Annotated in this window: 25 protein-coding genes; 3 read left to right on the top strand and 22 right to left on the bottom strand. The window is 62.6% G+C overall.

All coding sequences use genetic code 11. The features are described 5' to 3' along the window. Position 1 precedes the first annotated feature (1 nt). From hisS to trmJ, 16 genes are all read right to left on the bottom strand, one after another. Positions 2–1,276, bottom strand: coding sequence for a histidine--tRNA ligase (hisS, locus tag ABHF91_RS05455; RefSeq protein ID WP_409422455.1), 1,275 nt, complete (start codon positions 1,274–1,276; stop codon positions 2–4). Between the two features lie 99 nt (positions 1,277–1,375). Further along, positions 1,376–2,494, bottom strand: coding sequence for a flavodoxin-dependent (E)-4-hydroxy-3-methylbut-2-enyl-diphosphate synthase (gene ispG / locus ABHF91_RS05450; RefSeq protein ID WP_409422454.1), 1,119 nt, complete (start codon positions 2,492–2,494; stop codon positions 1,376–1,378). 4 nt (positions 2,495–2,498) lie between these two features. Continuing rightward, positions 2,499–3,449, bottom strand: coding sequence for a RodZ domain-containing protein (locus ABHF91_RS05445; protein ID WP_409422453.1), 951 nt, complete (start codon positions 3,447–3,449; stop codon positions 2,499–2,501). Then, a complete protein-coding gene (pilW, locus tag ABHF91_RS05440; protein ID WP_409422452.1) occupies positions 3,439–4,218 on the bottom strand; it encodes a type IV pilus biogenesis/stability protein PilW in 780 nt (259 codons plus the stop codon). Before pilW ends, ABHF91_RS05445 begins: the two co-directional genes overlap by 11 nt. A gap of 26 nt (positions 4,219–4,244) precedes the next feature. Continuing rightward, complete coding sequence (locus ABHF91_RS05435; protein WP_409422451.1) at positions 4,245–5,363, bottom strand: bifunctional tRNA (adenosine(37)-C2)-methyltransferase TrmG/ribosomal RNA large subunit methyltransferase RlmN; 1,119 nt, start codon at positions 5,361–5,363, stop codon at positions 4,245–4,247. A 159-nt stretch (positions 5,364–5,522) separates the two neighbouring features. Further along, complete coding sequence (gene ndk, locus ABHF91_RS05430) at positions 5,523–5,954, bottom strand: nucleoside-diphosphate kinase (protein ID WP_409422450.1); 432 nt, start codon at positions 5,952–5,954, stop codon at positions 5,523–5,525. Between the two features lie 144 nt (positions 5,955–6,098). Further along, a complete protein-coding gene (gene pepB / locus ABHF91_RS05425; protein WP_409422449.1) occupies positions 6,099–7,400 on the bottom strand; it encodes an aminopeptidase PepB in 1,302 nt (433 codons plus the stop codon). A gap of 67 nt (positions 7,401–7,467) precedes the next feature. Continuing rightward, entirely contained in the window at positions 7,468–7,674 is a 207-nt protein-coding gene (gene iscX / locus ABHF91_RS05420) for a Fe-S cluster assembly protein IscX (RefSeq protein WP_409422448.1), read from the bottom strand. 29 nt (positions 7,675–7,703) lie between these two features. Continuing rightward, on the bottom strand, positions 7,704–8,042 hold the full coding sequence (gene fdx, locus ABHF91_RS05415) for an ISC system 2Fe-2S type ferredoxin (RefSeq protein ID WP_345011546.1): 339 nt from the start codon (positions 8,040–8,042) through the stop codon (positions 7,704–7,706). A gap of 1 nt (position 8,043) precedes the next feature. Beyond that, positions 8,044–9,891 (bottom strand): Fe-S protein assembly chaperone HscA, encoded by a 1,848-nt coding sequence (hscA, locus tag ABHF91_RS05410; protein WP_409422447.1) that lies wholly within the window; start codon positions 9,889–9,891, stop codon positions 8,044–8,046. 3 nt (positions 9,892–9,894) lie between these two features. Continuing rightward, positions 9,895–10,413, bottom strand: coding sequence for a co-chaperone HscB (gene hscB, locus ABHF91_RS05405; protein WP_409423083.1), 519 nt, complete (start codon positions 10,411–10,413; stop codon positions 9,895–9,897). A gap of 54 nt (positions 10,414–10,467) precedes the next feature. Further along, positions 10,468–10,791: an iron-sulfur cluster assembly protein IscA gene (iscA, locus tag ABHF91_RS05400; protein WP_409422446.1), complete on the bottom strand. Its 324-nt coding sequence runs from the start codon at positions 10,789–10,791 to the stop codon at positions 10,468–10,470. A 14-nt stretch (positions 10,792–10,805) separates the two neighbouring features. Then, positions 10,806–11,192, bottom strand: coding sequence for a Fe-S cluster assembly scaffold IscU (gene iscU / locus ABHF91_RS05395; RefSeq protein ID WP_409422445.1), 387 nt, complete (start codon positions 11,190–11,192; stop codon positions 10,806–10,808). 30 nt (positions 11,193–11,222) lie between these two features. Beyond that, a complete protein-coding gene (locus tag ABHF91_RS05390) occupies positions 11,223–12,437 on the bottom strand; it encodes an IscS subfamily cysteine desulfurase (protein ID WP_409422444.1) in 1,215 nt (404 codons plus the stop codon). Positions 12,438–12,484: 47 nt separating this feature from the next. Next, positions 12,485–12,970, bottom strand: coding sequence for a Fe-S cluster assembly transcriptional regulator IscR (iscR, locus tag ABHF91_RS05385; RefSeq protein ID WP_409422443.1), 486 nt, complete (start codon positions 12,968–12,970; stop codon positions 12,485–12,487). A gap of 83 nt (positions 12,971–13,053) precedes the next feature. Next, the gene (gene trmJ / locus ABHF91_RS05380; RefSeq protein WP_409422442.1) at positions 13,054–13,797 is read right to left on the bottom strand and encodes a tRNA (cytosine(32)/uridine(32)-2'-O)-methyltransferase TrmJ; all 744 of its coding nucleotides are present in this window, start codon (positions 13,795–13,797) and stop codon (positions 13,054–13,056) included. Between the two features lie 156 nt (positions 13,798–13,953). On the opposite strand from trmJ, the gene ABHF91_RS05375 reads away from it, so the two are divergent. Beyond that, positions 13,954–14,325 (top strand): hypothetical protein, encoded by a 372-nt coding sequence (locus tag ABHF91_RS05375; protein WP_409422441.1) that lies wholly within the window; start codon positions 13,954–13,956, stop codon positions 14,323–14,325. A gap of 3 nt (positions 14,326–14,328) precedes the next feature. Here ABHF91_RS05375 and ABHF91_RS05370 read toward each other — a convergent pair whose 3' ends face one another. After that, positions 14,329–14,829, bottom strand: coding sequence for an SCP2 domain-containing protein (locus tag ABHF91_RS05370; protein ID WP_409423082.1), 501 nt, complete (start codon positions 14,827–14,829; stop codon positions 14,329–14,331). Positions 14,830–15,022: 193 nt separating this feature from the next. Here ABHF91_RS05370 and ABHF91_RS05365 point away from each other — a divergent pair, with 193 nt between their 5' ends. Beyond that, positions 15,023–16,018: a peptidase U32 family protein gene (locus ABHF91_RS05365; RefSeq protein WP_409422440.1), complete on the top strand. Its 996-nt coding sequence runs from the start codon at positions 15,023–15,025 to the stop codon at positions 16,016–16,018. A 10-nt stretch (positions 16,019–16,028) separates the two neighbouring features. After that, complete coding sequence (locus tag ABHF91_RS05360) at positions 16,029–16,904, top strand: U32 family peptidase (RefSeq protein ID WP_409422439.1); 876 nt, start codon at positions 16,029–16,031, stop codon at positions 16,902–16,904. Positions 16,905–16,959: 55 nt separating this feature from the next. Here the strand turns inward: ABHF91_RS05360 and nlpI are convergent, their stop codons facing one another. From nlpI to tgt, 5 genes are all read right to left on the bottom strand, one after another. Then, entirely contained in the window at positions 16,960–17,850 is an 891-nt protein-coding gene (nlpI, locus tag ABHF91_RS05355) for a lipoprotein NlpI (protein WP_409422438.1), read from the bottom strand. Positions 17,851–18,039: 189 nt separating this feature from the next. Beyond that, on the bottom strand, positions 18,040–18,978 hold the full coding sequence (gene secF, locus ABHF91_RS05350) for a protein translocase subunit SecF (protein ID WP_409422437.1): 939 nt from the start codon (positions 18,976–18,978) through the stop codon (positions 18,040–18,042). Positions 18,979–18,987: 9 nt separating this feature from the next. Continuing rightward, complete coding sequence (gene secD / locus ABHF91_RS05345; protein ID WP_409422436.1) at positions 18,988–20,841, bottom strand: protein translocase subunit SecD; 1,854 nt, start codon at positions 20,839–20,841, stop codon at positions 18,988–18,990. Positions 20,842–20,859: 18 nt separating this feature from the next. Beyond that, the gene (yajC, locus tag ABHF91_RS05340) at positions 20,860–21,195 is read right to left on the bottom strand and encodes a preprotein translocase subunit YajC (protein ID WP_409422435.1); all 336 of its coding nucleotides are present in this window, start codon (positions 21,193–21,195) and stop codon (positions 20,860–20,862) included. Positions 21,196–21,236: 41 nt separating this feature from the next. Beyond that, entirely contained in the window at positions 21,237–22,361 is a 1,125-nt protein-coding gene (tgt, locus tag ABHF91_RS05335) for a tRNA guanosine(34) transglycosylase Tgt (RefSeq protein WP_409422434.1), read from the bottom strand. Positions 22,362–22,381: the final 20 nt, after the last annotated feature.

The raw sequence follows: 22,381 nt of genomic DNA, 5'->3' as shown, positions 1-22,381 counted from the left end.
ATTATGCTCCTTTGCCTGCCAGCAGCTGGATCAGCTCGGCTACCTTGAGGGTCTGTTGCTCACCCTGCTTGAGATCCTTGACGGTGACCACGCCCTGGGCCACCTCCTCTTCACCGAGGATGAGCGCCAATTCGGCACCCACCTTGTCGGCCCGCTTCAACTGTTTCTTGAAATTGCCACCGCCGCAATGGGTCATCAGCCGCAGGGCCGGCAAGGCCTCCCGCAGCTGCTCCGCCAGGGCAAAGCCGGCGGCGGTCAACCCCTCGCCCATGGTGCACAGGTAGACGGCCACCGGTGCCTTGGCATCCCGGGTCTTCTCCAGGGTCTCCAGCAGCAGCACCAGGCGCTCCAGCCCCATGGCAAAACCCACCGCCGGGGTGGCCTGGCCACCCAGCTGTTCCACCAGGCCATCGTAACGGCCGCCGCCACAGACGGTGCCCTGGGCCCCCAGGCTCTGGGTCACCCACTCGAAGACGGTGTAGTTGTAGTAATCCAGACCACGCACCAGGCGCTCGTTCACCTCGTAGGCGATGCCCGCGGCTTCCAGCAGCTGGCGCAGGCCGGCAAAGTGCGCACGGCTCTGTTCGCCGAAGAAATCCGCCAGCCGCGGCGCATCCACCAGCAGCGCCTGGATGCCGGCATCCTTGGTGTCCAGCACCCGCAGCGGGTTGGTGTACATGCGGCGTTGGCAATCCTCGTCCAGCTTCTCCTTGTGCTGCTCCAAGAAGGCCACCAGGGCGGTGCGATAGGCCGCCCGCTCGTCACTGGAACCCAGGGTGTTGAGCTGCAGGGTCAGGTGTTCGCTGATGCCCAGCTGACGCCACAGGCGGGCGGTGAGCAGTATGAGTTCGGCGTCGATGTCCGGACCGTTCAGGCCAAACACCTCCACCCCGAACTGATGGAACTGACGATAACGGCCCTTCTGGGGACGCTCGTGACGGAACATGGGGCCGATATACCAGACGCGGCGTTCCTGGTTGTAGACCAGGCCATGCTCGATGCAGGCCCGCACGCAACCGGCGGTGCCCTCGGGACGCAGGGTCAGGCTGTCGCCGTTGCGGTCGTCGAAGGTGTACATCTCCTTCTCGACCACGTCGGTCACCTCGCCGATGGCCCGCTTGAACAGGTGGGTCATCTCGACGATGGGCATGCGCATCTCGCTGTAGCCATAAGAGGCCATCAGGTTGCGCAGGGAGGATTCAACCAGTTGCCAGACCGGAGTCTGCTCCGGCAGGCAGTCGTTCATGCCGCGAATAGCTTGGATCTGTTTGGCCACGTTGGTACTCGAATGCAGTTAAAACCAGGGAGAAAAAGTGTCCGCATTATAGGGAGTTTCCCCCCCGAGGTAAAACGCCCGGGAGGGAATGGGACACCGTCATTCGGTGGGCGTCACATCGATGCGATTGTCTTGGTCCAGTCGGGCCACCTTGGCGCGGATCCGGGCCTCGAGGGCATCCACCAGATCCAGGTTGTCCAGACGGTCCACCCGCTGGCCATCCTCGTACAGGGCGCTCTTCTTGTTGGCGCCGGCCAATCCAAGGTTGGAGACCAGGGCCTCGCCCGGGCCATTGACCACACAGCCGATGATGGAGACATCCATGGGGGTGACTATGTCTTCGAGCCGCTGCTCCAGGGCGTTGACGGTGCCGATGACATCGAACTCCTGCCGGGAGCAGGAGGGACAGGCGATGAAGTTGATGCCGCGGGAGCGGATGCGCAGGGACTTGAGGATATCGAAGCCCACCTTCACCTCCTCCACCGGATCGGCGGCCAGGGAGATGCGCAGGGTGTCGCCTATGCCCTCGGCCAGCAGCATGCCCAGCCCGATGGCGGACTTGACCGCCCCGGCACGAAAACCGCCGGCTTCGGTGATGCCCAGGTGCAAGGGCTGTTCAATCTGGCGCGCCAACTGGCGATAGGCTTCCACCGCCAGGAACACATCCGACGCCTTGACGCTCACCTTGAACTGGTCGAAGTTGAGCCGGTCGAGGATCTCCACGTGGCGCAGGGCGGACTCCACCAGCGCCTCAGGGGTCGGTTCGCCGTACTTGTCCATCAGCTCCCGTTCCAGGGAGCCACCGTTGACGCCGATGCGGATGGGGATGTTCTTGTCCCGGGCACAATCCACCACGGCGCGGATGCGCTCTTCGGAGCCGATGTTGCCCGGGTTGATCCGCAGGCAGTCGGCACCGTACTCGGCCACCTGGAGGGCGATGCGGTAATCGAAGTGAATGTCCGCCACCAGGGGCAGGCTCACCTGCTGACGGATCTGGGCGAAGGCCTCGGCCGCGTCCATGGTGGGTACCGAGACCCGCACTATGTCGGCGCCGGCCCGGGCGATGGCCTGGATCTGGGCCACGGTGGCCGCCACGTCCGTGGTCCGGGTGTTGGTCATGCTCTGCACCGAGATGGGGGCATCCCCCCCGACGGCCACCTTGCCCACCATGATCTGCTTGCTGATCCGGCGTTTGATTGGGGATACCACGTCACTCATACAATCAACTCTTGCTTGGCAGGGTAAAACGGGCCACCTGGCCGTTCTTGAATTTGCTCATGTCTACCGGCTCGCCGGCAAAGCTCAGACTCAGGGACTGAGGCGCGCCCACCACCAGCCGGTAGGGTGCCTTGCCGGAGAGCGTCTGCTGAGCCCCGGCCTTCTTCAGCCCCTCCAGCAGCACCTTGCCGGAAGCATCCGTGATGCGCAGCCAGCAATCGGCCTTGAAGGTCAACGCCAGTTGACCGTCCCCAGGGGCCGTCCCAGCGGTCTCGGCAACCGTCACAGGGGCGGCCGCCTTGGCCGGCGCAACGGTGGCGCTGGTGGGCGCCGCCACGGGGGCGGTCGGCAAGGCGGCGGGCGCGGCAGACACGGCAGCACTCACTGCGGCCTGGGCGGCACTGACCGGCTCGGCCGCCGGGGCGGCGCTGGCAACCGGCAGGCTGGCCGAGGCCGTCGGGGCCAGGGATTCGGTGGAACTGTCCAGCATCCGCATGGTGTCATCCAGGTTGCTGGTCTTGGGGGTTTCCGCCGGCTGATGCCACCACCAGGCGAACATGCCCACCGCCAGGACGATAAACGCCAGCCAGGAGGCATAGCGCAGACGGTTCTCGCTGGCTTCGCGACTGGTGCGCCGGGAGAAGCTGTGCATCTGGTGACCATATTCCGGCGTCTGCTCGGCCATGGCCTCGTAGGCGGCCACGATCGGCTCGTCCGGGATCCCCAGCAGCTTGGCGTAGGACTTGATGTAGCCGCGGGTAAAGGTGCTGGCGGTCTTCTGATCGAAGCGGTCCAGCTCCAGATCCCGGATAAGCGAAACCCGCAGGTTGAGACGGGCGGCCACCTCAGCCTGAGACAGCTGACGCTGCTCACGGGCGGTACGCAACATCAAACCAGGGCTGGGACGGGCATCCTGAGCGTCGGATGCCGGAACGGTGTGGGATTCAGTAGTCATTATTTATGTATCTTTTTGCTTGGGCGGAGTCCGGAAAGCGACGCACCAGCTCGCCGCCGAACTTATGCAATTGGGCCAATTCTCCCAGCTCCTGCGCCAGACGCAAGCGCAGCCACAAACTTTCTGCCGTCTCGGGCAGACCAAGCTGGGCATAACGGCTAAGCGACACCCCGGCGGCTTCCCGCTGGTTAGTATCCAGCTCCAGACCCGCCTTGGCCAGCCAGGAGTGACCCTTGCGGGGGTTGTAGCGTACCGCCTGGTCGAAATACTGCAATGCCTTCTCCTTCTGGCCGGCCTGTTTGGCACAATAACCGGCATTTTCGAAGGTGTCGTCCATGTCCACGTAATCCGGCTGTTTCACCGCCTTGAGGAACTGGCGCTCGGCGTCGTCGTAGCGTTTTTGCTTGCACAGGAAGACGCCGTAGTTGTTCATGGCATTGGCATCGGCGCTGTGCAGGGAGAGGAGTTTACGGTAGGTCTCGTCTGCGGCCTTGAGATCGCCGACCTTCTGGTAATAGTATGCCAGGGTCAGATAGGCATCGGCATTATGGGGATCCATCTTCAGGGCCTTGTCCAGATTGAACTTGGCCTGACTCATGTCCCCCTTCTTCATGTAGCCCACCGCCAGCTCGACCCGGGTCTTGGCGGCGGCCACGTTATTGATAGACTGGGCAGAACGGGTGCTATTGTTGCCGATATAGGTGGTTTCGGTCACACAGCCGGGCAGCAGCGCCAACACTGCCCAAGCCAACAAGGTGTTAGTTTTCATGCTTTTGAGCAATAACGGACTGGATTTCAAAGCATTTTGACCGAAATACCCTCGTCTTGCATCCGTTTTTTCATGGTTCGCTTGGTTCTGTCGATCACGTCACCTACCAGTTGGCCACAGGCGGCATCGATATCGTCCCCGCGGGTTTTTCGCACAATCACGGTAAAGCCGTACTCCATCAGTACCTTGGCGAAACGGTCGATCCGGCTGTTGCTGGGCTTGCCGTAGGGATTGCCCGGGAAGGGATTGAAGGGGATCAGGTTGATCTTGCTGGGGGTGTCCTTCAGGGTCTTGGCCAGCTCATGGGCATGCTGCATGTCGTCGTTGATGTGATCCAGCAGCACGTACTCCACCGTCACCCGCCCCTGGTTGGCATTGGACTTATCCAGATAGCGCCGCACCGCCGACAGGAAGTCATCGATGTTGTACTTGTCGTTGATGGGCATGATCTCGGAACGCAGGGCGTCGTTGGGGGCATGCAGCGAGATGGCCAGGGCCACGTCGATCATGTCCCCCAGCTTGTCCAGGGCCGGCACCACACCGGAGGTGGAGATGGTCACCCGCCGCTTGGACAGGCCGAAACCGAAGTCATCCATCATCAGCTCCATGGCCGGCACCACGTTGGCCAGGTTGAGCAAGGGCTCGCCCATGCCCATCATCACCACGTTGGTGATGGGTCGCTTGCCGGTCTCCTTGGAGAAGCCCAGCACCTTGGCGGCCCGCCACACCTGGCCGATGATCTCGGAGACCTTGAGGTTGCGGTTAAAACCCTGCTGGGCGGTGGAGCAGAACTTGCACTCCAGGGCACAGCCCACCTGGGAGGAGACGCACAGGGTGGCTCTGTCCTCCTCGGGGATGTAGACGGTCTCCACCTCCTGATCCCCCACCAGCATGGCCCACTTGATGGTGCCATCAGAGGAGCGCTGCTCGCGGCTGATCTCCGGCGCCCGGATCTCGCAACGCTGCTGCAGCTTCTCCCGCAGGGTCTTGTTGATGTCGGTCATGGCGGCAAAGTCATCACAGCCGAAGTGATAGAGCCACTTCATGACCTGATCGGCACGAAACGGCTTCTCACCGATGTCGGTGAAGAAGGCGCGCATCGCCTTGCGATCCAGATCCAGCAGATTGATTTTTGACTCGCTCATGGGGGCCTCTGTGATGAACTACCAGCTTTGGGGGCGGCATTGTACAAATATTGTTTCAGCTATGCTAGGGAGCCAGGCCGCTGGAGGCCGGTAAAACAACAGGGGAGCCTGGGCTCCCCTGTGGGCTGTGCTGTGGCTTTTTACTGCTGCATCACTGACTTAGCGGGTACGGGGACAGATCTCTTCGCCGGTGAAAAAATAGGCAATTTCTCGCTCCGCCGAGGTGGTGCTGTCGGAGCCGTGCACGGCGTTTTGCTGTACCGAGCTGGCATAATCAGCCCGAATGGTACCCGCCTGCGCCTTGAGGGGATCCGTGGCACCGATCACCTCCCGGTGACGACGGATGGCATCCTCGCCTTCGAGCACCTGAACCATGATGGGCCCTGAGGTCATGAACTTGATCAGGGGATCATAAAACGGCTTGCCCTGGTGTTCGGCGTAAAACCCCTCGGCCTGTTCACGACTCAGATGCAGCATCTTGGCGGCGATGATCTGCAGACCGGCATTTTCGAAACGATGATAAATATCGCCGACGAGATTGCGCCCCACTGCGTCGGGTTTGATGATGGAAAAGGTACGTTCAATGGTCATGGACATGGACTCCTTAAGCGCCGTCAAAACAAGGGCGTGCTTCCGATTATACGGATGCACGCCCGTCTGACACCGCCAAACAGGCGTTTTTGTTAAATCTTTTAACTAACTCTCACTGCCCTGCCCCACCCCATTCACAACCGCTCAGGATTTCGCCACCTGCTGCAGCCAGGCGGCTATGGTACGCACGCCATGGCCCTTGCCACCGGGGGCCCACAGATCGTTGGCGTTCTTCTGATAAGACGCAGACAGGTCCAGGTGCAGCCACTGGGTCACGCCGCTGCCGACGAAGCGGGACAGGAAGGCCGCCGCCGTGGTGGCCCCCGGCGTCCCTTCGGCGCCGGCGACATTCCCCATCTCGGCAAACGAGGAGCTGAGCATGGGCAGATGCCAGGGCGCCAGCGGCAGCGGCCAGCACTGCTCCTGCTGGCTACGGGCCAGTTGGCACAAGCCATAGGAGTCCGCCTCCTTGAGGCTGAACACGCCGTGATAATCCCGGCCCAGGGCCACCTTGGCGGCGCCGGTCAGGGTGGCGGCATCCAGCAGGTAGCGACAGCCGGTGTCGCTGGCACTGAGCAGCCCGTCGGCCAGCACCAGACGCCCCTCGGCATCCGTGTTCTGCACCTCCACGGTCACGCCATTGCGATAGGTGAGTATGTCCCCCAGCTTGAAGGCGTGGCCGCTCACCAGGTTCTCGGCACAGCACAGGAACAGCTTGATGCGCGCCTTGAGCCCCTGGCGGATGGCCAAGGCCAGGGCGCCACTCACCATGGCCGCACCGCCCATGTCGGACTTCATGGGCAGCATGCCGTCGGAGGGTTTGAGGCTGTAGCCGCCGGAGTCGAAGGTGATGCCCTTGCCCACCAGACAAGCCAGCACAGGCGTGCTGTCATCCCCGCTGGGGTTGTAGTCCAGCTCCAGCAGCACAGGCGGGCGCTCGCTGCCGCGACCGACGCCATAGAGGCCCACCATGCCCAGCTCCCGCAGCTCCTCACCCACCACAAAACGTGTCGAGACCGCCTCGGGGGCCTGGCGACGAATAAATTCGGCAGCCTGCTCGGTCAGGCTCTGGGGATAGATGTCTTCCGGGGTGCCGTTGGTGATCTCCCGCACCCAGCGGGTACACTCCAGCAAGGCATCCAGCTGGGCCTGCTCGGCCACCGGCATCTCCCCCAGGTAGAGGCTCTGCTTGCCCCGGGGATTGTAGAAGCCCTGGTAGAAGGCATAGCGGTGCTCCAGATCCCACCCCTCCCCGGACAGGCACACCTGCTTGATCCCCTGACCATCCAGGCGGCGGCCGGCGCGCTGGATCTGGCGCAGCCACTCGCCCTGATCGGCCCCCAGATGGATCAGGGCGCCGGTGGAGACAAAACTCAGCAGGGCCTGCTCACCCCATTGGGGATCGGCAGGCTGTTGGGACAACAGAATCTTCATGACAGCAGACATGCAAAGGGATCCTTATGATGCAACAAGACAAAAACAGACCAGGCCACCCGTGGGTGGCCTGTTAACGCTATTCCTCGTCCAGCTCGCCGAGCCAGGCCAGGATGATGGCTTCCAAAATGGCCTCACTGGAGTGGGCCGGATCGTCGTCAAATTCCGGCAGTTCACAGATCCACTGATGCAGATCCGTGAAGCGAACCTGACGGGGATCCTGTTGGGGAAATCGCTCGGCCAGGGCCAGGGCGATCTCCAGGCTGTCTATCCACTTGAGGGACATGTGACCTCCTTGCCAACCGGCCCAAGGCGTCAGTGACGCTCGGAGGCCAGGTTGATGGTGTATTTGGGGATCTCAACCACCAGATCCTCATCCGCCACCTTGGCCTGACAGCTCAGCCGGGATTGCGGCTCCAGCCCCCAGGCCTTGTCCAGCATATCATCCTCCAGCTCATCACTGGGCTCAAGCGAATCGAACCCTTCCCGGACGATGCAGTGACAGGTGGTACAGGCACAGGACTTCTCACAGGCATGTTCAATCTCGATGTGATTGCGCAATGCCACATCCAGTATGGTCTCTCCGCTCTGGGCCTCCAGTACGGCGCCCTCCGGGCAGAGGGTTTCATGGGGCAATACAATGATTTTCGGCATATTACACCTTGTCGATTTGTTGTCCCTGCAGCGCGCGACGGATGGAGTCATCCATGCGACGGGCGGCAAATTCGGCGGTGGCGTGATCCACCTCGGTAATGGCCGCCACGATGGCGTCCACATCCTGGCCTTGGCGCTGCTGACGCAGCTGGGCCAGGGCGGTCTCGATGACGGCGCGATCGGCCCGGTCCAGCAGCCGCTCGCCATCGGCCTGCAGCGCCTGGCTGACGCTCTCCAGCACCCGGTCGGCCTCCACCTGCTGTTCCACCAGCATGCGGGCCTTGACGTCCGACTCGGCGTTGGCGATGGAGGCCCGCAGCATGTCGGCGATCTGGCTCTCCTGCAGGCCATAGGAGGGTTTGATCTCGATATGGGCCTGGGCCTGGGTGCTGGTCTCCATGGCGGTCACCGACAGCAGGCCGTCGGCATCCACCTGGAAGGTCACCCGGATATGGGCCGCACCGGCCGCCATGGGCGGTATGTCCCGCAGCACGAAGCGCGCCAGGGAACGGCAATCGGCCACCAGCTCCCGCTCGCCCTGCACCACGTGGATGGCCATGGCGGTCTGACCATCCTTGAAGGTGGTGAACTCCTGAGCCCGGGCCACCGGCAGGGTGGTGTTGCGGGGGATGATCTTCTCGGTGAGCCCCCCCATGGTCTCCAGGCCCAGGGACAGGGGGATCACATCCAGCAGCAGCATCTGGTTGTCGGGCTTGTTGCCCACCAGCACATCCGCCTGGATGGCGGCGCCCAGGGCCACCACCTTGTCCGGATCGATACTGGTGAGGGGCGGCTTGCCAAAGTAGACGGCCACCTGCTCCCGCACCAGGGGCACCCGGGTGGAGCCTCCCACCATCACCACCTCCAGCACCTCGTCGGCGGTGACGCCGGCATCCTTGAGGGCCCGGCGGCAGGCCAGCAGGGTCTTCTTCACCAGGGGCTGGATCAGTGCATCGAACTGGCTGCGGCTCAGTTCCCCCTGCCAACCGAGGAAGGAGAGGGTCAGGCTGTCCTGGGCGGTGAGCCGCTCCTTGGCCTCACAGGCCAAGTCCAGCAGCTGACGCTGCTCCTGGGGCGTCAGGGCCCGATCCAGCTTCAGCTGGGCCAGCAGCCAGTCGGCCAGGGCATGGTCGAAGTCATCGCCGCCCAGGGCGGAGTCGCCGCCGGTGGCCAGCACCTCAAACACACCACGGTGCAACCGCAGGATGGAGATATCGAAGGTGCCGCCCCCCAGATCATAGACGGCGATGAGCCCCTCCTGCCCGGAGTCCAGCCCGTAGGCCACGGCGGCGGCGGTGGGTTCGTTCAGCAGGCGCAGCACATGCAGGCCCGCCAGGCGGGCGGCATCCTTGGTGGCCTGGCGCTGACCGTCGTTAAAATACGCCGGTACCGTCACCACCACCCCATCCAGGCTGGCACCCAGACTCTGCTCGGCGCGCTGGGCCAGGCTTTTCAGGATCTCGGCGGAGACCTGCACCGGGTTGACGGCACCGGCCGCGGTTTCTAACTGCACCAGACCGCCCGCCCCTTCGGCCAGCCGATAGGGCAACCGGGCGCCGTCCACGTCGGCCAGGGACTTGCCCATCAGCCGCTTGATGGAGGAGAGGGTGTTGAGGGGATCCTGGGCCGCCTGCTGCTTCGCCTGGCGACCCACCAGGATGCCGTCCTGGCCATAGCGCACCACGGAGGGCAGTATCACCTCACCGTCCGCATCCGCCAGGGCCTCGGCCTGACCGCTGCGCACCACGGCCACCAGGGAGTTGGTGGTGCCCAGATCGATGCCCACCGCCCACTTCTGCTGGTGGGGGGCCGCACTCTGGCCGGGCTCTGCAATGTGTAATAACGCCATCTGTCAATCGTCCAACAATGAGTCTTCCAGCCGCTCCAGCTCCAGCTGCAGCTTGGCCATAAATTTGAGTTTGCGCACCCAGTCCGCCGCCTCGGGCCAGCGGCCGGAGGCCAATGTCTGGCTCAGGGACGCCAGCATCTGGCCCTGGGCCTGGCTCAGCTCGGCGGCCAGATCGGCGGCGGCCTGCATGGGATCATCGGCTTGCGGCAGTTCCTCCAGCGCCTCGCGCCAGGCCCACTGCTGCTCGAGAAAGTCCAGATCCTGCAGGGTCTGCTGTTCGCCGCGGATCTCCAGCCCCTGCAGACTCAGCAGGTACTCGCCACGGGCCACGGGCTCCTTGAGAGTATGGAAGGCGGCATTGATCTCGGCGGCCCACTGCAGGGCCCGGCTGCGATCCGCCTCGCTGGCGGCGGCAAACTTGTCCGGATGGTACTGCTGCTGCAGCTGACGGTAGCGACTAGCCAGCTCGGCCGCGTCCAGTTCGAAGGCGATGGGAAGATGGAAGATGTCGAAGTAGTTCACCCGGCGCTCCAGCACAAAAAACAAGCGGCCGGCTCGGGAGCCGGCCTGACGGGCCTAGACGGTGAAGCTCTCACCGCATCCGCACTCGTCCTTGACGTTGGGATTATGGAATTTGAAGCCCTCGTTGAGCCCTTCCTTGACGAAGTCCAACTCGGTGCCGTCAAGATAAAGCAGGCTCTTGCTGTCTACCACCACCTTGACGCCGTGCTGCTCGAAAATTTGATCGTCAGCGCCGCTTTCGTCGACAAACTCCAGCACATAGGCCATGCCGGAACAGCCGGAGGTCTTGATGCCCAGCCGGACACCGAGGCCCTTGCCCCGGTTGGCCAGGAAGGTTCTCACGCGGTTTGCCGCCGCTTCGGTCAGGGTGATGGCCATCGCTTGCTTCCTTCTTATTCCAGACCTTTCTTCTGCTTATAGTCGGCGATGGCGGCCTTGATGGCATCCTCCGCCAGGATGGAGCAGTGGATCTTCACCGGCGGCAGCGCCAGCTCTTCGGCGATGGCGGTGTTCTTGATGGCCGCCGCCTCGTCCAGGGTCTTGCCCTTGACCCACTCGGTCACCAGGGAACTGGAGGCGATGGCGGAACCACAGCCGTAGGTCTTGAACTTGGCATCCTCGATGACGCCGTCGTCGTTGACCTTGATCTGCAACTTCATCACGTCGCCGCAGGCCGGCGCCCCCACCATGCCGGTGGCCACATCCGGGTCGTCCTTGCTGAAGGAGCCGACGTTGCGCGGATGCTCATAGTGATCGATTACTTTTTGACTGTATGACATGTCACATCTCCTACCAATGCTGTACGCCGCTTAATGATGAACCCACTCGACCTTGCTCAGGTCGATACCGTCCTTGTACATGTCCCACAGGGGTGACATCTCCCGCAGCCGGTCAATGGACTCATTGATCAGTGCGACGGCGTAATCAATCTCTTCTTCGGTGGTGAAGCGGCCCAGGCTGAAGCGGATGGAGCTGTGGGCCAGCTCGTCGTTGAGCCCCAGGGCGCGCAGGACATAGGACGGCTCCAGGCTGGCGGAGGTACAGGCGGAACCGGAAGAGACCGCCAGGTCCTTGAGCGCCATCATCAGAGACTCGCCTTCCACATAGTTGAAGCTGACGTTGAGGTTGCCCGGCACCCGCTGGTCCAGGGAGCCGTTGACATAGACCTCTTCGATGTTCTTGATGCCGTTCCACAACCGCTGCCGCAGAGCCAGCAGGCGGGCGGACTCCTCGGCCATCTCCAGCTTGGCCAGGCGGAACGCCTCGCCCATGCCGACGATCTGGTGGGTGGGCAGGGTGCCGGAGCGCATGCCGCGCTCGTGACCGCCGCCGTGCATCTGGGCTTCCAGGCGCACCCGCGGCTTGCGGCGCACGTACAGGGCACCTATGCCCTTGGGACCGTAAATCTTGTGGGCCGACAGGGACATGAGATCCACCTTCATGGCCTCAACGTCGATGGGCAGCTTGCCGGCGCTCTGGGCGGCATCCACGTGGAAGAACACCTTCTTGGCCCGGCACAGCTCACCGATGGCGGCAATGTCCTGCACCACCCCGATCTCGTTGTTCACGTGCATCAGGCTCAGCAGTATGGTATCGGGGCGCAGCGCCGCCTCGACCTGCTGCAGGCTGATGAGGCCATCGGCTTGGGGCTCCAGATAAGTCACTTCGAAACCCTGCCCCTCCAGATAACGGCAAGGGTCCAGCACCGCCTTGTGTTCGGTCTTGCTGGTGATGATGTGCTTGCCCTGCTTCTCGTAGAAGTGAGCTATGCCCTTGATGGCCAGGTTGTCCGACTCGGTGGCACCGGAGGTGAAGACGATCTCCCGGGGATCGGCACCAATCAGATCGGCCACGTGGTTGCGGGCCTCATCCACCGCCTCTTCGGCCTGCCAGCCGAAACGGTGGGAGCGTGACGCCGGATTGCCAAAGGTGCCGTCCAGGGTCAGGCATTGCATCATCTTCTCTGCCACCCGGGGATCCACCGGGCAGGTGGCTGAATAATCCAGATAAATCGGCAGCTTCATGGTCTACTCCAAATTCTGCGTTTTTTGGGCTGGCAAGGTCGGCTTGCTCAGCGTGCCAGGCGATCCAGCGGCATGCTGACCAGGTTGGCCTTGTGGCTGTGTTTGTCCTGCTGTTGCGCCACCTGCTTGACCTCGGCCTGGGCCACCAGCTCGGCCAGGGTGATGTCGTCAAGAAAGTTGCTGATCCGATCGCTCAGATCCCGCCACAGGGAGTGCGTCAGGCATTGTACTCCCCCCTGGCAGCCATGTTGACCATGACAGCGGGTGGCATCCACCGATTCGTTGACGGCGGCAATCACCTGGCCGACGGAGATGTCGCTGGCCGCCATACCCAGACGATAGCCACCGCCGGGGCCACGCACGCTGGACACCAGCCCTTGCTTGCGCAGGCGGGAGAACAGCTGCTCCAGGTAGGAGAGGGAGATGCCCTGCCGTTCGGAAATATCGGCCAGGGGCACGGGGCCCAGCTCGGTGTGCAGGGCCACATCCAGCATGGCAGTGACGGCGTAACGTCCTTTGGAAGTCAGTCTCATGGCGATGGTCACCCGTTTGTTAAACTTGTGATCACTATTCCATGACCGACTATTTCAGTCAAGTATTTAACCCCTGCGTTTACTCAACTATTTTTCTCGTGGCCGCTGGCCCGTTGGGCGGCGGTGAGAATGCCGCGCAGTATGTTGAGCTCGACGCTGTCGGGGCGAGCCCGGTTGTACAGGCGGCGCAGCTTGTTCATCACCTGTCCCGGGTGATCTTCCCGCAAAAAGCCCACCTGGGTCAGGGTCCGCTCCAGATGGTGATAGAAGCCCTCCAGCTCGGCCTGGGAGGGATAAGCCACCCCATCCTCGTCGCTCGGGTTCGGCTCAGACGTCTGGCCGGCCAGCCAGGCCTGCCGCACCTCGTAGCAGAGGGTCTGCACCGCCATGGCCAGGTTCAGGGAGCTGTATTCCGGATTGGCCGGGATACAGACGTGGAACTGACACTGCTGCAGCTCCTCGTTGGTCAGGCCGGTACGCTCCCGGCCAAACACCAGGGCCACCTGGCCCCCCTGCCCTTCGGCAAACAGCTTGGCCGCCGCCTCACGGGGCGCCAGCATGGGCCACTGCAGGGTCCGAGAGCGGGCACTGGTGCCGATCACCAGCGGACAGTCGGCGATGGCCTCCGCCAGGCTCGCCACCGTCTTCACATTGGCCAGGATATCCACGGCCCCCGCGGCCATGGCGGTGGCGCGACCGTCCACCGGCTCCTGAGGGTCCACCAGCACCAGTTGGCTGATGCCCATGGTCTTCATGGCCCGGGCGGCGGAGCCTATGTTGCCGGGATGGGAGGTGTTCACCAGAACGATGCGCAGATTGTCGAGCATGACGCGGAACCCTGTCTGAAAATCCGGGGCAAATCCTACCACAGCCGTCGGTCTTTGCCCCACTTTCATGCCGCTCTATGCATATGGATATTTTTTGTACATCTTTACTGGCGGACGCTATGCTAGGGGTGACGACCTCGGAAAAGGAGTGCCACCATGCTGCCTGCCTCTGTGTACGAGTCCTTACCCAAGGTTTACCTGATAGGGGGCCTGGTGTTGCTGCTGCAGGCCCGCTCGCCGCTGGTCTTGCTGGCGGGGGCGCTGCTGTATCTGGCCGCCGCCCTCATCTGGATCATGCGCTCCACCCAACGCCGTACCGACATCACCATCTATCCCAACAAGATGCTGTTCCTGCCCGATAGCCTGTACGAGTTCAAACCCTTCGTCTATGGCGTGCTGGCCCTGCTGTTGTGGCGCCTGCCGCAGCAACAGTGGTGGCAGCTGCTGGCGTTGACCCTGGGGGCCTGGGGGCTGATGAGCCTCTACCTACGCGCCCGCCACCGCCGCTGCCGCCTGCCGTTTGCCTGAGCCTTAGCGCGGCACCAGAGCCGTTTGGCCGTCTGGCGCAACCTCGGCCGCCGACTGAATAAAGCCCGCAAGATCCCCCAGCCCCCGCCGCAGCAGGGCGGGCAGCTGGCTCAGATCCAGGCTGTCCAGCAGGTTCTTCACCTCCAAGCCCAGTTCGGTATCCCCTTCGATCTTGAGGCGGCGCTGGAAAAACAGGCTGTCGGGATCTTCCTTGCGCCCGGCGATGAGAATGAGATCGTTGAGGCCACCGCTGAAGCTCACATCCTGCTGCGGAGCCGACGCCAACACCTGCAGGCGGCCGTCCACCAGGGTGATGATGCAGCCCAGGGCCAGATCCGTCACCGTCACCTTGAGGTACTTGCCCTCCAGAAAGTCGAAATCCCCATCGGCCAGTGCATCGGCACACACCTTGGTCAGCGCCAGGGTCAACAGCCGCTGCTGCAGGGCAAAGGGCAGTAGGGACAAGGGGGGACGCAGCAGATCCGGGGCATGTTTTACCAACATGCGTTTGACGGCTAACAGCACAGCAGGCTCCTCTTTGAGTCAAAACGGCCTATCTAAGCACAAGCCGGCGCCGGCCATGCTGTTGAAAATCAATTTTTTATACTGCCCCGCTGCGATACTGCACCAGGTCAAAACCCCGGGCCGGCACTCTGGCTAGAATCCCGCTGTTGTTAGTCTCAGTAACGAGCCAGATATGGAACTACTCTGTCCGGCAGGCAATCTGCCTGCCTTGAAGACGGCCATCGACCAGGGGGCCGATGCCGTGTATATCGGATTGAAGGACGATACCAATGCCCGGCACTTCGCCGGTCTGAACTTTGATGACAAGAAGCTGGCCCGCGGGGTGGAGTATGTCCACCAGCACGGTCGCAAGCTACACATCGCCGTCAACACCTTCGCCCACCCGGGTGCGGCCCGCCGCTGGCAGGCCGCCGTGGACAAGGGGGTGGATCTGGGGGCCGACGCCCTCATCATCGCCGATCTGGCGGTACTGGAATACGCCCGCCAGCGCTACCCCGAGATGGAGCTGCACCTGTCAGTGCAAGCCTCTGCCACCAATGCCGCCGCCATCCGCTTCTATCAGCAGGCCTTCAATATCCAGCGGGTGGTGCTGCCCCGGGTGCTGTCCATCCACCAGGTGCGGCAGCTGGCCAAGGAGAGCCCGGTGCCGCTGGAGGTCTTCGCCTTTGGCAGCCTGTGCATCATGGCCGAGGGGCGCTGCTATCTCTCCTCCTACCTGACTGGCGAGAGCCCCAATACCGTGGGCGCCTGTTCGCCGGCGCGCTTCGTGCGCTGGGCGGAAACGCCGTCCGGGCTGGAATCCCGCCTGAACGAGGTGCTGATCGACCGCTATGGTCCCGGGGAAAACGCCGGTTACCCCACCCTGTGCAAGGGACGCTATCGGGTGGGCGAGCACACCTTCCACACCCTGGAGGAACCCACCAGCCTCAATACCCTGGCCCTGTTGCCGGAGCTGTTCGAGATCGGCGTCTGCTCGGTGAAAATCGAGGGGCGCCAGCGCAGCCCGGCCTATGTGGAGCAGGTCACCCGGGTGTGGCGGGCCGCCATCGACCGCTATCGCCAGGATCCCGCCAACTATCGGGTCGCCCCACAATGGGATGCCCAACTGGCGGCCGTCTCCGAAGGCAGCCAGACCACCCTCGGCGCCTACCACAGACAATGGCAGTAAGGAGTCACAGATGAAGTATGCCTTGGGGCCCCTGCTCTATTTCTGGAACAAGGCCGACACGCTGGCCTTTTACGACGCCGCCCGCCACAGCGCGGCAGACATCATCTACCTGGGGGAGACGGTCTGCAGCAAGCGCCGGGAGCTCAAGCTGGGCGACTGGCTTGAGCTGGCCCAGGCCCTGCGTCAGGCCGGCAAGGAGGTGGTGCTCTCCACCCTGGCGCTGATCCAGGCGCCCTCCGAGCTCAACGAGCTGGCCGGCTGGCTGGACAACGGCGACTTCAGCATCGAAGCCAACGATCTGGGCACGGTGCAGCTGCTGGCGGAACGTAAGCTGCCCTTCACCTGTGGCCCGGCCATCAACTGCTACAACGCCGAGGTCATTCGCCTGCTGCTGGATCGCGGCATGCAACGCTGGGTCATGCCGGTGGAACTCTCCCGCCAGTGGCTGGCCGATCTGCTGGACGAATGCCAGGCCCGCGGCCTGCGGGAGCGCTTTGAGGTGGAGGTCTTCGCCTACGGCCACCTGCCCCTGGCCTACTCCGCCCGCTGCTTCACCGCCCGGGCGGTGGACAGGCCCAAGGACAAGTGCCAGAAGGCCTGTCTGGATTATCCCCTGGGCATGGCGACCCAGAGCCAGGAAGGGGAACAGGTCTTCGTGTTGAACGGCATTCAGACCCAGTCAGGCCACTGCTACAACCTGGTGAACCAGCTGCCGGAGATGGCCGGCCTGGTGGATGTGGTCCGCCTCAGCCCGCAGCCGGACACCCTGGCATGGCTGACGCGTTTTCGGGCCAACGAAGCCGGTCAGGCGCCGCACCCCTTGCAGGCCAACCAGGACTGCAACGGCTACTGGCGCCGCATCGCCGGCATGAGCCTGGTGGACTAGCCAACAAAAAGGCCCCTGACGGGGCCTTTTTCATGGATTGCGGCGGGTCATCGATCTAGCCGGCATCATCCAGCGCGGCATCATCCCCTTGGGGAGCCAGCAGTTGCAGCTCCAGCAGAGCGTAGCGGTGCTCGATGAAGTCGTAGACATTGCTGGCCAGGGAGAGCTTGAAGTAGTTCACCGCCTTGTCGTCATCCCCCTGCAGCTGGGCCAGCTTGGCGAAGTAGAAGTAGGCCTCGCACAGGCGCTCGGCCAACTCGCGATTGTCACGCGACGCCTGCTCCACCGTCTGCAAGAACTGATTGATGCCCTGCTGGCCGGCAAACACGGCGACGATATGCCAGCCCCACTCCTCGCTGTGCCGCTGGTTATAACGGCGCTGCAGCTCCTGGAAGGCCATCTTGGGGTCCAGCTGGCTCTCAGCCAGATAGAGCCAGAGCACCCGGTAGGGGTCTTCAGGCTTGTGGCGGTAGAACTCCGCCAGATCCTTCACCGCCAGCTTGCTGCGCCCACCGTAGTAGAGGGCGATGCCGCGGTTGAGGTAGGCATAGTCATAGTCAGGCATCAGCTCCAGGGCGGAGTCGAAGGCATCGTAGGCCTCGTCGAAGCTCTGCTGCTCGGTCAGGTAGACGCCGATGAAGTTGTAGGCTTCGGCAAAGTCCGGCCGCTCCCGCAGGGCGCGGGTGAAATCGATGCGCGCCATGGTGCGCAGCCCCACCCGATCGAACACCACACCCCGTTCGTAAAACAGCTCGGCGCGCTGCTCGTTGTTCAAGTCGCTGCTGGAAAGCAGCTGTCCCAGGCGGGCCAAGGCCAGTTCACTCTGGTAGGAAACCTGTAACGGCGTCGCCAGCACCACCTCGGTGCCGGAAGTCGGCGCCGGTGCTGGAGTGAGGTTGGCCTGGCTGCTGCAGCCGGCCAGTGTGATGACGAACAGGGCGTTCATAGCCGCCCAGGACAGATCCCTAAAGTGCAAAGATGGCTCCGAAAAACCCGCTGGTCTGAGTCTGCTATGTTAAGTGCCGTCGTGGGCTTTGTCATGCTCGGCCCGGTAGATAAAAGCCGCTGGCCAGTAAAGTTTTCCACTTGACAATTGCATGACAGATAAAAAAAGAGCGCCTCACGGCGCTCTTGTTCAGGGCTCCAGATCCGCCCCTTCTTTTTCCACTTCTACCGGCATCAGGTTCTCCCTGTCCATCTTGAGGAACAGCGCCCAGGCACTGGCCACATAGATGGAGGAGTAGGTACCAAAGCCGATCCCGATCAGCAAGGCGGTGGCAAATCCATGGATCAGCGGCCCACCCTGGACAAACAGGGCGATGACCACAAACAAGGTGGTGCCTGAGGTGATCAGGGTCCGCCCCAGGGTCTCGGTCATGGCCACGTCCAGGGTCGCCGCCATGGTCATGTTGCGCAGCTTGCGGGCATCTTCCCGCACCCGGTCGAACACCACTATGGTGTCGTTCAGGGAGTAACCCACCACGGTGAGTACCGCCGCCAGCACCGTCAGATCAAACTCCAGCTGCCACCAGGAGAAGATCCCCAGAGTAACGATGACGTCGTGACCCAGTGACATCACGGCGCCGGTGGCCATCCGCCATTCGAAGCGAAACGCCACATAGATCAGGATACAGGCCAGCGCGGCGAAGATGGCCAGCATCCCCTGCTCCGCCAGCTCCTGCCCCACCGCCGGACCGACAAACTCGACCCGGGTCAGCTGCGCCTGGCCATCCAGTTGCTTGGCCGCCTTCAGTACGCCATCGGCGATGGATTGCTGACTCACCTCCCCCTTGGGGGCCATGCGGATCAAGACATCCCGGTTGGAGCCGAAATGCTGCACCACGGCGCCTTCCAGTTGCACCTGGTTCAAGGCTTCCCGCATGGCCGGCAGCTGAGCCTCCTGGCTGAACTTGACCTCCACCACGGTACCGCCGGTGAAGTCCAGGCCCCAGTTCAGGCCCTTGGTGGCCAGGGAGAAGATGGACAGCGCCACCAGCAACAGTGAGAGCACGGTAGCCGGCTTGGCAAAGCGCATGAACGGGATGGTGATTCCCGGTTTCAATAATACAAACATGGCCTACCCCTAGATGGACAGCTTGGTGAGACGCTTGCCGCCCCACGCCAGATTCACCACGGCACGGGTGCCTGTGATGGCGGTAAACATGGAGCAGAGGATGCCGATCATCAGCACCAGCGCAAACCCACGCACAGGTCCGGTACCCACCGCGAACAGGATGAAGGCGGTGATCAGGGTGGTGATGTTGGAGTCGGCAATGGTGGCAAAGGCCCGCTCATACCCCAGGTGGATGGCCTGCTGGACCGGTCGACCGTTGCGCAGTTCCTCACGGATCCGCTCGTAGATCAGCACGTTGGCATCCACCGCCATCCCCACCGTCAGCACGATACCGGCGATACCGGGCAAGGTCATGGTGGCGCCGGGGATCATGGACATGACACCCACCATCAGCACCACGTTCAGCACCAGCGCCAGGTTGGCCACCAGGCCGAACATACGGTAGTAGATGACCATGAAGATCATCACCACAGCCAGACCAAACATCATGGCCTGCATGCCGTTGTTGATGTTCTGCTGACCCAGGCTGGGGCCTATGGTGCGCTCTTCCACGATCTGGATGGGCGCGATCAGGGCGCCGGCCCGCAGCAACAGCGCCAGGTTATGGGCCTCTTGCGGGTTGTCGATGCCGGTGATGCGGAAGTTGCTGCCCAGGCGCGACTGTATGGTCGCCACGTTGATCACTTCTTCCTGCTTGCGGAACTTGCGCTTGCCATCGGCCCCCGGCTCGCCCACCGGCTTGTACTCGATGAAGACGGTGGCCATGGACTTGCCCACGCTGTCCTTGGTAAAGGTGGACATCTTGTTGCCCCCTTGACCATCCAGCTTGATGTTGACCTGGGGACGGCTGTACTCGTCCACCCCGGACTGGGCACCGATGATGTGGTTACCGGTCAGGATGACCCGCTTCTGCAGCACCACGGGACGACCATTGCGATCCTGGTACAGCTGAGAGTTGGCCGGCACCCGGCCCTGCAGGGCGCTGGCCAGATCGGCGGTCTCATCCACCAGACGGAATTCCAGGGTGGCGGTGGCCCCGAGGATTTCCTTGGCCCGGGCGGTATCCTGGATACCGGGCAACTCCACCACGATGCGGTCAGTACCCTGACGCTGCACCAAGGGCTCAGCCACCCCCAGCTCGTTCACCCGGTTGCGGATGATGGTGATGTTCTGCTCCAGGGCGTACTCGCGAATTTCCTTGAGCTTGGCCTCACTCATGTTGGCCTTGAGCCAGAATTGGCCCTGGTCATCATACTGGTCAAACTGCAGGTCGCTGTGCTGCTTGCGCAGCAGGGCCAGCCCCTTTTGCTGGGCATCGGCGTCCCGGAAGGCCACCAGCACCTTGTCGCCATCCCGGCGGACACCGGCATAGCGCACCTTATCTTCACGCAGTTGGGTGCGGAAGTCCTGCACCGTCTGGTCCATGGACTTGCTGAGGGCCTCGGTCATGTCCACTTCCATCAGGAAGTGCACGCCGCCCCGCAGGTCCAGACCCAGCTTCATGGGACCGGCCCCCAGGCGGGTGAGCCACTCGGGGGTGGCCGGCGCCAGGTTCAGCGCCACTATGTACTGTTCCCCCAAGGCCTGGGTCACCACGTCTTTGGCACGCAGCTGATCATCGGCCTGGTTGAAGCGTACCAGCACCTGGCCCTTGTCCAGGGCCGCGGACTTCATCTTGATGCCAGCCTGATCCAGGCTGCTCTTGACCTGGTCCAGGGTTGCCAGCGCCACGTCATGACCACGGGAGCCGGACACCTGCAGTGCCGGGTCTTCCCCATATAGATTGGGCGCTGCATAGAAGAAACCGACGGCGAGCACCAGGCACACCAGCAGATACTTCCACAGCGGATACCGATTTAACACGGCAGCCTCCTTGGGCGATTACATGGACTCGATGGTGCCCTTGGGCAGGATGGCGCTGACGAAGTCTTTCTTGATGGTGATGTTGGTCTGGCCATTGAGCGCCAGTACCAGGTAATCGCTGTCGCTGCTGACCTTGACGATCTTGCCAACCAGGCCACCGTTGGTCAGCACTTCATCACCCTTGTTCAGGGAGGACATCAGGCTCTTGTGGTCTTTGACACGCTTGGCCTGGGGACGGTAGATCATGAAGTAGAAGATCAGGCCGAACACGGCCAGCATGATGATCATTTCCAGACCACCACCGGCGGCAGGGGCGGCACCGGGAGCGGCATAAGCGTTAGAGATAATACCCATTACTGTTTCCTCGTTAGTGGCAAGTTGTGATTGTTCTGATTTCAGTCAGCCAGTTCGGGAACCGGCTTGCCCTGACGCTGATAAAATTCAGCCACAAAGTCGCCTAATGTACCCGCATCAATTGCGTCCCGCAAACCCTGCATCAGGCGCTGGTAATAACGCAAGTTATGGATGGTGTTGAGACGTGCCCCCAGGATCTCGTTGCAGCGATCCAGGTGGTGCAGATAGGCTCGACTGTAGTGCTGACAGGTGTAGCAGTCACAGTGGGGATCGAGCGGCCCAGTGTCATCCCTGTGCTTGGCATTGCGGATTTTGACCACACCGTCTGTGGTAAACAAGTGGCCGTTGCGCGCATTGCGGGTCGGCATCACGCAATCGAACATGTCGATGCCGCGACGCACCCCTTCCACCAGATCTTCGGGCTTGCCCACCCCCATCAGGTAACGGGGTTTGTCCGCCGGGATCTGCGGGCAGACGTGCTCCAGGATGCGATGCATGTCCTCCTTGGGTTCCCCCACCGCCAAGCCGCCGACGGCGTAGCCATCAAAGCCGATGGAGAGTAGACCGGTCAGGGAGATATCCCGCAGATCCTCATACACGCCCCCCTGGATGATGCCAAACAGCGCATTGGCATTGCCCAGACCATCGAAACGCTCCCGGGAGCGTTTGGCCCAGCGCAGGGACATCTCCATGGATTTTTTCGCCACCTCCCAGGTGGCAGGATAGGGGGTGCACTCGTCGAAGATCATCACCACGTCGGAACCCAGATCGTACTGGATTTCCATGGAGGCCTCCGGCGACAGGAAGATGCGCTCACCGTTCACCGGGTTGCGAAAGTGCACCCCCTCCTCGGTGATCTTGCGGATATCCCCCAGGCTGAACACCTGGAAACCACCGGAGTCGGTGAGGATGGGACCATGCCAGTTCATGAAACCATGCAAGTCACCATGCTTCTTCATCACCTCCTGCCCCGGCCGCAGCCACAGATGGAAGGTGTTGCCCAGCAGGATCTCGGCACCGGTGGCCTTGACCTCTTCAGGGGTCATGCCCTTGACGGTGCCGTAGGTGCCCACCGGCATGAAGGCCGGGGTCTGGACGGTACCACGCTCAAATACCAGCTCGCCGCGCCGAGCGCGGCCCTGGGTCTTCTTCAACTCAAATTTCATGCTTACCTCTTAGGTCAGAG

Origin of the sequence: Pseudaeromonas aegiceratis (assembly GCF_046254905.1) — a bacterium.
Classification (GTDB): Bacteria; Pseudomonadota; Gammaproteobacteria; order Enterobacterales; family Aeromonadaceae; genus Pseudaeromonas; species Pseudaeromonas aegiceratis.
Note: the sequence above shows the minus strand (reverse complement) of the source record. Positions and strands in the feature narration are given on the sequence as shown.

What these genes read in the sequence shown, in the direction of transcription:
- fdx (WP_345011546.1), bottom strand. Translation starts at nt 8,042, where the DNA reads ATGCCGAAAATCATTGTATTGCCCCATGAAACCCTCTGCCCGGAGGGC.
- yajC (WP_409422435.1), bottom strand. Translation starts at nt 21,195, where the DNA reads ATGGGTATTATCTCTAACGCTTATGCCGCTCCCGGTGCCGCCCCTGCC.
- iscR (WP_409422443.1), bottom strand. Translation starts at nt 12,970, where the DNA reads ATGAGACTGACTTCCAAAGGACGTTACGCCGTCACTGCCATGCTGGAT.
- ABHF91_RS05365 (WP_409422440.1), top strand. Translation starts at nt 15,023, where the DNA reads ATGGAACTACTCTGTCCGGCAGGCAATCTGCCTGCCTTGAAGACGGCC.
- iscX (WP_409422448.1), bottom strand. Translation starts at nt 7,674, where the DNA reads ATGTCCCTCAAGTGGATAGACAGCCTGGAGATCGCCCTGGCCCTGGCC.
- pepB (WP_409422449.1), bottom strand. Translation starts at nt 7,400, where the DNA reads ATGTCTGCTGTCATGAAGATTCTGTTGTCCCAACAGCCTGCCGATCCC.
- trmJ (WP_409422442.1), bottom strand. Translation starts at nt 13,797, where the DNA reads ATGCTCGACAATCTGCGCATCGTTCTGGTGAACACCTCCCATCCCGGC.
- ABHF91_RS05370 (WP_409423082.1), bottom strand. Translation starts at nt 14,829, where the DNA reads ATGTTGGTAAAACATGCCCCGGATCTGCTGCGTCCCCCCTTGTCCCTA.
- ABHF91_RS05445 (WP_409422453.1), bottom strand. Translation starts at nt 3,449, where the DNA reads ATGACTACTGAATCCCACACCGTTCCGGCATCCGACGCTCAGGATGCC.
- ispG (WP_409422454.1), bottom strand. Translation starts at nt 2,494, where the DNA reads ATGAGTGACGTGGTATCCCCAATCAAACGCCGGATCAGCAAGCAGATC.
- hscA (WP_409422447.1), bottom strand. Translation starts at nt 9,891, where the DNA reads ATGGCGTTATTACACATTGCAGAGCCCGGCCAGAGTGCGGCCCCCCAC.
- tgt (WP_409422434.1), bottom strand. Translation starts at nt 22,361, where the DNA reads ATGAAATTTGAGTTGAAGAAGACCCAGGGCCGCGCTCGGCGCGGCGAG.
- iscA (WP_409422446.1), bottom strand. Translation starts at nt 10,791, where the DNA reads ATGGCCATCACCCTGACCGAAGCGGCGGCAAACCGCGTGAGAACCTTC.
- secF (WP_409422437.1), bottom strand. Translation starts at nt 18,978, where the DNA reads ATGTTTGTATTATTGAAACCGGGAATCACCATCCCGTTCATGCGCTTT.
- ndk (WP_409422450.1), bottom strand. Translation starts at nt 5,954, where the DNA reads ATGACCATTGAACGTACCTTTTCCATCATCAAACCCGACGCAGTGGGG.
- pilW (WP_409422452.1), bottom strand. Translation starts at nt 4,218, where the DNA reads ATGAAAACTAACACCTTGTTGGCTTGGGCAGTGTTGGCGCTGCTGCCC.
- nlpI (WP_409422438.1), bottom strand. Translation starts at nt 17,850, where the DNA reads ATGAACGCCCTGTTCGTCATCACACTGGCCGGCTGCAGCAGCCAGGCC.
- ABHF91_RS05435 (WP_409422451.1), bottom strand. Translation starts at nt 5,363, where the DNA reads ATGAGCGAGTCAAAAATCAATCTGCTGGATCTGGATCGCAAGGCGATG.
- ABHF91_RS05360 (WP_409422439.1), top strand. Translation starts at nt 16,029, where the DNA reads ATGAAGTATGCCTTGGGGCCCCTGCTCTATTTCTGGAACAAGGCCGAC.
- ABHF91_RS05375 (WP_409422441.1), top strand. Translation starts at nt 13,954, where the DNA reads ATGCTGCCTGCCTCTGTGTACGAGTCCTTACCCAAGGTTTACCTGATA.
- ABHF91_RS05390 (WP_409422444.1), bottom strand. Translation starts at nt 12,437, where the DNA reads ATGAAGCTGCCGATTTATCTGGATTATTCAGCCACCTGCCCGGTGGAT.
- iscU (WP_409422445.1), bottom strand. Translation starts at nt 11,192, where the DNA reads ATGTCATACAGTCAAAAAGTAATCGATCACTATGAGCATCCGCGCAAC.